We start from the raw sequence: 7,863 nt of genomic DNA on the forward strand, positions 1-7,863 counted from the left end.
CCGAAAGCGAAACCGGCAGTCTAACCGCACCGGCCGGCCGGGTGGGTCAAGCCGAAGGCGTCACACTGTCAACGGGCGGGTGTCAATCTCGCCGGCGCCCCGGGCGCGGGTAACGCCACGCGACACGTTACGGCTGCTTGCCCGCCGACAGCTCCGGCTGCAAGCCCACGCGACGCTGCAGCACGGCCGGCGCGGTTTCCCGCAGCAGCAGGCTGACCACGATGCCGAGCAGCACTGCGCCCATCGGCAGCCACAGAATGTTCTGGATCCCGAAGTGTGCGGCGACGTAGCCGCCCATCGCCGGTGCGATGCCGCCGCCGAAGATCTCGCCGCAACCGACCACCACGCCGATCGACGTCGACACGAGGCCGACGGGCGCGGCTTCGGTCGCCACCGGGCCCGAGAGCAGCGACACCAGCCCCAGCGTGAAGAACGACGCGACGAACAGCACCGCGAACAGCACGAGCGGCTGCGGGCCCAGCCCGCGGAAAACGTAGAGCATCACCGCCGTGCCGGCGAAACCGACGATGCTCGCGAGGCGCCGGCCCACCAGGTCGGACAGGCCCGGCAGCCCGAACTGCCCGAGAAAGCCGCCGAAGCCGATCGCCGACACCACGAGGCCCATCTTCTGCGTGCCGAGCGCAAGGTAATCCGTCAGGTACAGCGGCAACAGCGCGCCGAGCACGAACACGCCGGTCATCGCGCAGCACAGCGCGGCCATCGCGACGAGGATGTTGCGGCTCTTCAGCACATGGCCGAGCGACGCCGGCGCGTGCTCCGTCACCACCTCCTTCGCGCGCTTCGGTTCGCGGATCACGAAGAACATGATCGCGCCGAGGATCAGCCCGGGAATCGCCACGAGCGCGAACACCCAGCGCCACGACACGACGTTGAGCAGCTGCGTCGCGATGATCGGCGACAGCGCGAGCCCGAACAGCGCGAAGCCGCTTTGCTGCAGCCCGAGGTTCAGGCCGCGCCGCCGCGGATGCGACGCGTCGGCGGTGGCCGCGAAGCTGGTCGGGCAGAACGAGCCTTCGGCGACGCCCATCAGCCCGCGGATCGCGATCAGGCCGAGCAGCCCGCCCGCGAGCCCCGAGAAGCCGGACAGCAGCGAGAACGCGATGATCGCCGGGATCAGGACCTTGCGGCGGCCGATCTTGTCGGAAATGCCGCCCATCAGCGCCGCGAAGATGCCCCACGACAGGCCGAGCACGCCGATGCAGTTGCCGACGTCCTGCGCGGTCAGGTGCAGGTCCTTCATGATCGAAGGGAACAGCGGCGCGATGAGCCAGCGGTCGAGGCCGACCAGCCCGAAGCCGAGCGCCAGCAGCGTCACCGCCTTCCACTCATAGGAGGTATCCCACTCGTTTGCTTTCATGTCCGTCTCCGTGGACCGGTCCGCCTGCACGCGCCGGGGGCGTCCGTGCATGAGCCGGGTCCGTTGTCTTGTGTGTGCGATGCGACGTGAGTCGCGAGGAAGTGGCGGCCGCCTGTCCGGTCGCAGGCGTCGAATTCAATCAGCCGACGCCCGAACGATAGGTGCGCGCACGGAGATCGGGTATGGAACAACCGGCGAACGCGCCATTCGCGAAACGCAAATAATCGGCGGATCGCTGCGGGAGGCGTCGGCGGACAGCGCGGAACGCGCGGCGCGCACCGGCGAAATGGCGCGGATGCGTGCGTCACCGGGGGAATCCCTCATGGACATCGGCGGATCGTTGCCGGATGCCGTGAGGCGACGGCAGGATCCGATTCCATCCAGATCAGCCTCGATGGAATATTTTTCTTCAAATTGGCGAACATCCAACCGTTTTTGGATCCTTTTTCCCCGCTCCTCCTCGTATCATTTCTCCCGTTACGAAAAGAACGAGCCAGAGAAGGACATGAGCGACACCACCCCGCTGCACTACCTCGACTACGCGGCCACCACCCCCGCGGATCCCCGCGTGATCGAAGCGATGACGGCCTGCCTCGGTGCCGACGGCATCTTCGGCAATCCCGCGTCGAGCTCGCACGCCGCCGGCCGGCTGGCGAAGGAAAAAGTCGAGCATGCGCGCGCGCAGGTCGCCGCGCTGATCGGCGCGGATGCCGACGAGATCGTCTGGACGTCGGGCGCCACCGAATCGAACAACCTCGCGCTGAAAGGCTATGCGGAGACCGCGACCGACAAGCGTCACCTGATCACGAGCCGCCTCGAACACAAGGCCATCCTCGACACGATGGCCAACCTGTCGAAGCGCGGCATGACCGCGACCTGCCTGTCGCCCACCGCCGACGGCGAAATCACCGTCGACGCCGTGGCCGCAGCGATCGGCCCCGACACGGGCCTCGTGTCGCTGATGCTCGTCAACAACGAACTCGGCACGCTGACCGACATCGGCGCGATCTCGCGCATCGTGCATGCGGCCGGCGCGCTGCTGCACGTCGACGCCGCGCAAGCGCTCGGCAAGACGCCGATCGACGTGCGCGCGCTCGGCATCGATCTGCTGTCGATGTCCGCGCACAAGGTGTATGGCCCCAAGGGCATCGGCGCGCTGTTCGTCCGCCGCGAGATCGCCGACCGCATCGCGCCGCAGATCCACGGCGGCGGACACGAGCGCGGCCTGCGCTCGGGCACGCTCGCGACGCACCAGATCGTCGGAATGGGCACCGCCTGCGAGTTGGCCGCCGAAAAACTCGAGCGCGAAGCCGTGCGGATCGCGGCGCTCAGCGCACGCCTGAAGGACGCGCTGCTCGCGCTCGGCGGCATCACGCACAACGCGGCGGCGGCACGCCGCATCCCGCACACGTTGAGCCTCACGGTGAATGTGCCCGGCTTCTTCCCGTTCATGCTCGGCGATGCGCTCGCCGTGTCGTCGACCTCCGCGTGCAATTCGATGAGCGGCGCGCCGTCCCATGTGCTGACCGCGATCGGCCTCGACGCCGAAGCGGCGAGCCGCACGGTGCGCGTCAGCTTCGGCCGCTTCACGACGGAGCAGGACGTCGATTTCGCGATCGCGTGTTTCGCGCGCGCGCTCGAGCAATGCCGTGCCGCGACGGCGACCGGGTTCACCGCATCGCGACAGATCTCGCCGGCGGACCTGAAGGCGATCCGCAACGCGGGCTTTCGCGCGGTGATCTGCAACCGGCCGGACGGCGAAAGCGCCGATCAGCCGGCCTTCGAGGAAATCGCCGCCGCCGCGCGCGAACTCGGCCTCGACGCGCGCTATCTGCCGGTCGAACGCGACCGGATCGGCGACGCGGAAGTCGATGCGTTCGGCGCGCTGGTCGATGCGCTGCCGAAGCCGGTGCTTGCGTATTGCGGAAGCGGGAGCCGCGCCGGAATGCTGTGGGATCGGCTGACGGAGCGGCGAACGGCAACGGTCTGAATGCAATTCGTTCGTCACGTCGAGCGGAACATCATTCCGCTCGGGCGTTGTTTGCTTCGGAGGGTCCATCAGCGCCGCAGCCGCTACCGCGCATACTCGAGTTGCAGGGCCACCCAGTCCGACGTCGCGTCGCCGTAGCGCGCCGCGACGTCTCCGAGCACACCGGGCAGCACACCGTCACCCCGCCGTCCCGCTGGAATCGTGACGCGCGGGTGGCCGGTATCGGCCGGCTGCGTCAGGAGGCGCAGCCCGTGCTTCGATTCGATCACGCGCGCATCCGCCGTTGCGACGACGTCGCTGCGCCACGTCCGCGCCCATGCGTCGGCGCTGAGCGCAACCGAGAGTTCATCGAATCCGCTCGCGACCGGCAGATCGAACGTCCGATGCCGCCAGAACGCGACGCGATTCGCCAGCGCGGTCGCCACGGCACGCGCGGTCAAACCGAACCGGCTGCCGTCGTGAACGTCGCTCCATTCCTCCGCGCCGATGTTGCGTGCCGCTTCGCGCGCCACCACCGGCCCCGCCAGTGCATTCACCAACGCAAGCGACGCGGGAATCGACGCCGACACGCCGGCCGTCGTCATCACGTTGCCATCCATCACGTAGCGTCGATCGTCGAGCCACGCGGTATCGGCAAAACGGCGACGCAGCCCGCCACGCGAGTACCAGTGCGCGGTCGCCATACGGTCCCGCAATAGCCCGGCGTTCGCGAGCACCTCCGCGCCATCGCAGATCGCCACCATCGTGGCGCCGGCGGCGGCTTGCTTGCGCAGCCATGCCAGCACGGCTGGCCGGTCGGCTCGATGCAGCGCAGGCACGATCACGATGTCGGCCCCCGAAGGCACGGCCGCGTCGAATCGGTCGAGCGTCGTATCGGCCAGCATCCGCAGTGCGGGCATCAGTTCGACCGCGCTGGCGTCGACCGACACAGCCACGACATCGGCAGCGCCCGACGTCTTCAGAATCGCATACGGGACCATGAAATCGGTCGTCTCCGTTCCTGCGTTGTCCGCGACGATCGCAACGAGCGGCCGCGTGCGACCCGCTTTCGGTGCGTTCACGGTCAGCGTTTGCGTGACCGTTCGGGCGCCGTGCGCGACCGACGGCCCGGGCTGCCCCGACATGCACGCGCCCAGCACCGCGCACACGACCAGCACCATTGCCACGCGCGCCGCCCCGTTTCTGTTCCGTTCCCGCATCGCCCACCCGAGTCAATCGATTGCATGTCCGGAAAATTACAAGGATCATGCTCGCGGTCACAAGGACAACTCCACCGCACTTTCCGCCATGTCCCAGTCAACCGGTTCGGCGCGCGACATCGTCGTCGTCGGCTTCGAAGGCGTCCAGTCACTCGACATCACGGGCCCGATGGAAGTGTTCGCCGTCGCGAACCGTCACCTTCCCGGCCATGTCCCGCGCTATCGGCTCACGCTCGCGTCACAGCATGGTCGCGACATCGTCACGCATGCGGGCCTGCGTCTTGCCGGCCCGACCGCGCTTGCGGCCTTGCCCGAACGCATCGACACGATCGTCGTCGCGGGCGGCAGCGAAGCGGCGCTGCGACTCGCGGCGTCGAACGCCGGTGTGCTGCCGTGGCTGCGCACCCGGATCGCGAACACGCGGCGCATCGCGAGCATTTGCACGGGCGCGTTCGTGCTCGCTGCGGGCGGATGGCTGGACGGCAGGCGCGCAACCACGCACTGGAATCAGTGTGCGACGCTGCAGGCGCTATGCCCTGACGTGCGGGTCGAGCCGGATGCGATCTACGTGAGCGATCCGCCGTTTCATACGTCGGCCGGCGTGACGGCAGGCATCGACCTGTGTCTCGCGCTCGTCGAAGCCGACTGCGGCGCGCCGACCGCGCTCGCGGTCGCACGCGAGCTCGTGCTCTTCATGCACCGCCCCGGCGGACAGGCGCAATTCAGCGTCGGCCTCGACATCCAGGCCAACGCGACACCGCCGATGCGCGCGCTGCTCACGTCAATCGCCGACGACCCGACCGGCGACCTCGGCGTCGCCGCGCTGGCCGCGCGCCTGCACATGAGCGAGCGGACGTTTGCGCGCAATTTCCTCAAGGAGACGGGGCTTCCGCCCGCGCAATTCGTGCTGGCCGCGCGCGTCGAGCGCGCGAAGGTGCTGCTGGAGCGGGCAGACTGGCCGCTCGAACGGGTCGCGCAACGTTCGGGGTTCGGCAGCGTGGATGCACTGCAACGTGCGTTCGCGAAGCGGGTCGGGATAACGCCGCGCGACTACCGCGCGCGCTTCGGACCGAAACACGGCCGGCAGCAAATCGAGTAGGCCGTCCCGGGTATTCCCCGGCCGACTCACGCCCCGATCCGTACGGATTTCTTACAAAACTTCACCCCGCCATGCGATGCCCCCGAACGGTGCACGCATCCTGAGTTTCACCGCATTGCCGAAATCCGATATCGCCGCGAGATTTGGCTTCATACCGTTCCCGTATCGGACCGGCACGCGACCGTCGTCACCGCATGACATCGCGCGCCGCCGACGAATTCCAGGAGCGGGCCGCCGTGCCGGGCCCGGGCAGCGATGACGGTCCTGCCTCGCAGGACATTCGTGACGGAGCGAACATGGACGCGAAAATCCAGCCTGATACAGGCACCGACAGTGACGTAAGCCTTCTCCACAAGATGGGATACGCGCAGGAGCTGTCGAGACGCATGAACGGCTTCTCGAACTTCGCCGTGTCGTTTTCGGTGATCTGCATTCTGTCGGGCGGCATCACGGCGTTTCAGCTCGCGTTTTCCGCGGCCGGCGGCGCATCGATCGGCCTCGGCTGGCCGCTCGGCTCGCTGTTCGCGCTGATCGTCGCGGTGTCGATGTCGCAGATCGCGTCCGCGTTTCCGACCGCCGGCGGCCTCTATCACTGGGGCGCGATCCTCGGCGGGAAGAAATGGGGGTGGATGACGGCATGGCTCAACCTGATCGGCCTGATCTTCGTGATCGCGGCGATCAACTTCGGCACCTACGATCCGTTCTTCAAGACGCTGATCGCACCGATGTTCGGCGTCAGTCCGGACAGCCTGACATGGTGGCATCAGACCGCGTTCATCGCGATCATCACCCTTTCGCAGGCAGTCCTGAACGCACGCGGCATCAGGATCGCGAGCAAGATCACCGACCTGTCCGGCTATCTGATCTTCGTCGTGACGATCGCGCTGGTCGTGTCGCTGCTGGCCTACTCGCCGGTCGCGTTCGACCTGCATCGGCTCGTCACCTTCACCAATTACACGGGCGTCGACGGCGGTGCCTGGCCGAAACAGGCCACGCCGCTCGCGTTCCTGTCCGGCCTGCTGCTGGTGACCTACACGATCACGGGCTTCGACGCATCCGCGCACACGTCGGAAGAAACGCACGACGCGGCGAAGAACGTGCCGCGCGGCATCATCGGCTCGGTGTTCTGGTCCGCGGCGTTCGGCTACGTGATGGTGTGTGCGTTCGTGCTCGTCATGCCGGACCTGACCGCCGCGATGAAACAGGGCACCGGCTTCTTCGAAGCCATCCTCGCGCCGATTCCGAAGACGTTGCGCGTGTGCCTCGAGCTCGCGATGTTCTTCATCAACTACGTGTGCGGGCTCGCGGCGATCATGTCGACGTCGCGCATGATGTACGCGTTCGCGCGCGACGGCGGGCTGCCGGCGTCGAAGCTGCTGCGCAGCGTGAATCACAACCACCGGACGCCCGGGCCCGCGATCTGGACGTGCGCGGTGCTTGCCATCGTCGTCACGCTGTACGGCGATGCGTTCTCGGTGTTGAGCGCGGGCAGCGCCGTGTTCCTGTTCATCTCGTATGCGATGCCGCTCGGCTCGGGAATGCTCGCCGAAGGCCGCACGTGGACCGAAAAGGGCCCGTTCCAGCTGGGCATCTGGTCGAAGCCGTGCGCGCTGCTCGCACTGGTGGGCGCCTGCGTGCTCGCATACGTCGGCATCCAGCCGCCGAACGAGAAAGTGCTCTACGTGCTCGTCGCATTCGTGGCGGCGCTGATGGTCATCTGGTACGGCTTCGGTGTGCGCAAGACCTTCGCCGGGCCGCCGATGCTCAAGGACACGCGCAATGACGAGCGCATTCGCGAACTCGAGGCGAACGTCGATCCGACGGTGTGACGCGACACCAGTTCGCGCACAGCGCAAAAATCCGGCTCGCGATTTGCGAGCCGGATTTTTTTACGTCGTTTCGGTGCGGACGAGGTTCAACCGCGCTGGCGGTTGAACCCGATTGCCGCGACTTAGCCGTAGACCGGGAAACGCTTGGTCAGCTCCGCGACCACACCGCGCACACGCTCGATCGTCGCCGCATCTTCCGGCGCTTCCAGCACGTCGGCGATCAGGTTACCGACCGTCTCTGCTTCCGCCGCGCCGAAGCCGCGCGTCGTCATCGCCGGCGAGCCCAGACGAATCCCGCTCGTCACGAACGGCTTTTCCGGATCGTTCGGGATCGCGTTCTTGTTCACCGTGATGTGTGCCGCGCCCAG

6 protein-coding genes and 1 pseudogene are annotated in these 7,863 nt (G+C 67.3%); 3 read left to right on the forward strand and 4 right to left on the reverse strand.

The window, feature by feature from the left end; translation table 11 throughout:
• Positions 1-127: 127 nt before the first annotated feature.
• The gene (locus tag WS46_RS10100) at positions 128-1,378 is read right to left on the reverse strand and encodes an MFS transporter (protein WP_059690417.1); all 1,251 of its coding nucleotides are present in this window, start codon (positions 1,376-1,378) and stop codon (positions 128-130) included.
• A 135-nt stretch (positions 1,379-1,513) separates the two neighbouring features.
• Positions 1,514-1,807 (reverse strand): hypothetical protein, encoded by a 294-nt coding sequence (locus WS46_RS35200; protein WP_156443112.1) that lies wholly within the window; start codon positions 1,805-1,807, stop codon positions 1,514-1,516.
• Positions 1,808-1,883: 76 nt separating this feature from the next.
• Between WS46_RS35200 and WS46_RS10105 the strand changes: the two genes are divergently transcribed.
• Positions 1,884-3,368: an aminotransferase class V-fold PLP-dependent enzyme gene (locus WS46_RS10105; protein WP_059690404.1), complete on the forward strand. Its 1,485-nt coding sequence runs from the start codon at positions 1,884-1,886 to the stop codon at positions 3,366-3,368.
• 83 nt (positions 3,369-3,451) lie between these two features.
• Here the strand turns inward: WS46_RS10105 and WS46_RS10110 are convergent, their stop codons facing one another.
• Positions 3,452-4,567: a DJ-1/PfpI family protein gene (locus tag WS46_RS10110; RefSeq protein WP_059690405.1), complete on the reverse strand. Its 1,116-nt coding sequence runs from the start codon at positions 4,565-4,567 to the stop codon at positions 3,452-3,454.
• Between the two features lie 88 nt (positions 4,568-4,655).
• Between WS46_RS10110 and WS46_RS10115 the strand changes: the two genes are divergently transcribed.
• Both WS46_RS10115 and WS46_RS10120 read left to right on the forward strand, forming a co-directional pair.
• Positions 4,656-5,666: a GlxA family transcriptional regulator gene (locus tag WS46_RS10115; RefSeq protein WP_059690406.1), complete on the forward strand. Its 1,011-nt coding sequence runs from the start codon at positions 4,656-4,658 to the stop codon at positions 5,664-5,666.
• A gap of 296 nt (positions 5,667-5,962) precedes the next feature.
• Complete coding sequence (locus WS46_RS10120) at positions 5,963-7,495, forward strand: amino acid permease (RefSeq protein WP_059532452.1); 1,533 nt, start codon at positions 5,963-5,965, stop codon at positions 7,493-7,495.
• Positions 7,496-7,617: 122 nt separating this feature from the next.
• Here the strand turns inward: WS46_RS10120 and glyA are convergent.
• Positions 7,618-7,863 (reverse strand): annotated as a pseudogene (gene glyA, locus WS46_RS10125) (serine hydroxymethyltransferase); the annotation flags it as partial.

The sequence above is a fragment of the Burkholderia sp. RF4-BP95 genome, assembly GCF_001521985.1.
Classification (GTDB): Bacteria; Pseudomonadota; Gammaproteobacteria; order Burkholderiales; family Burkholderiaceae; genus Burkholderia; species Burkholderia diffusa.

Excerpts from the sequence above, each read along its gene's own strand:
- WS46_RS10110 (WP_059690405.1), bottom strand. The coding sequence starts at position 4,567 with ATGCGGGAACGGAACAGAAACGGGGCGGCGCGCGTGGCAATGGTGCTG.
- WS46_RS10100 (WP_059690417.1), bottom strand. The coding sequence starts at position 1,378 with ATGAAAGCAAACGAGTGGGATACCTCCTATGAGTGGAAGGCGGTGACG.
- WS46_RS10120 (WP_059532452.1), top strand. The coding sequence starts at position 5,963 with ATGGACGCGAAAATCCAGCCTGATACAGGCACCGACAGTGACGTAAGC.
- WS46_RS10105 (WP_059690404.1), top strand. The coding sequence starts at position 1,884 with ATGAGCGACACCACCCCGCTGCACTACCTCGACTACGCGGCCACCACC.
- WS46_RS10115 (WP_059690406.1), top strand. The coding sequence starts at position 4,656 with ATGTCCCAGTCAACCGGTTCGGCGCGCGACATCGTCGTCGTCGGCTTC.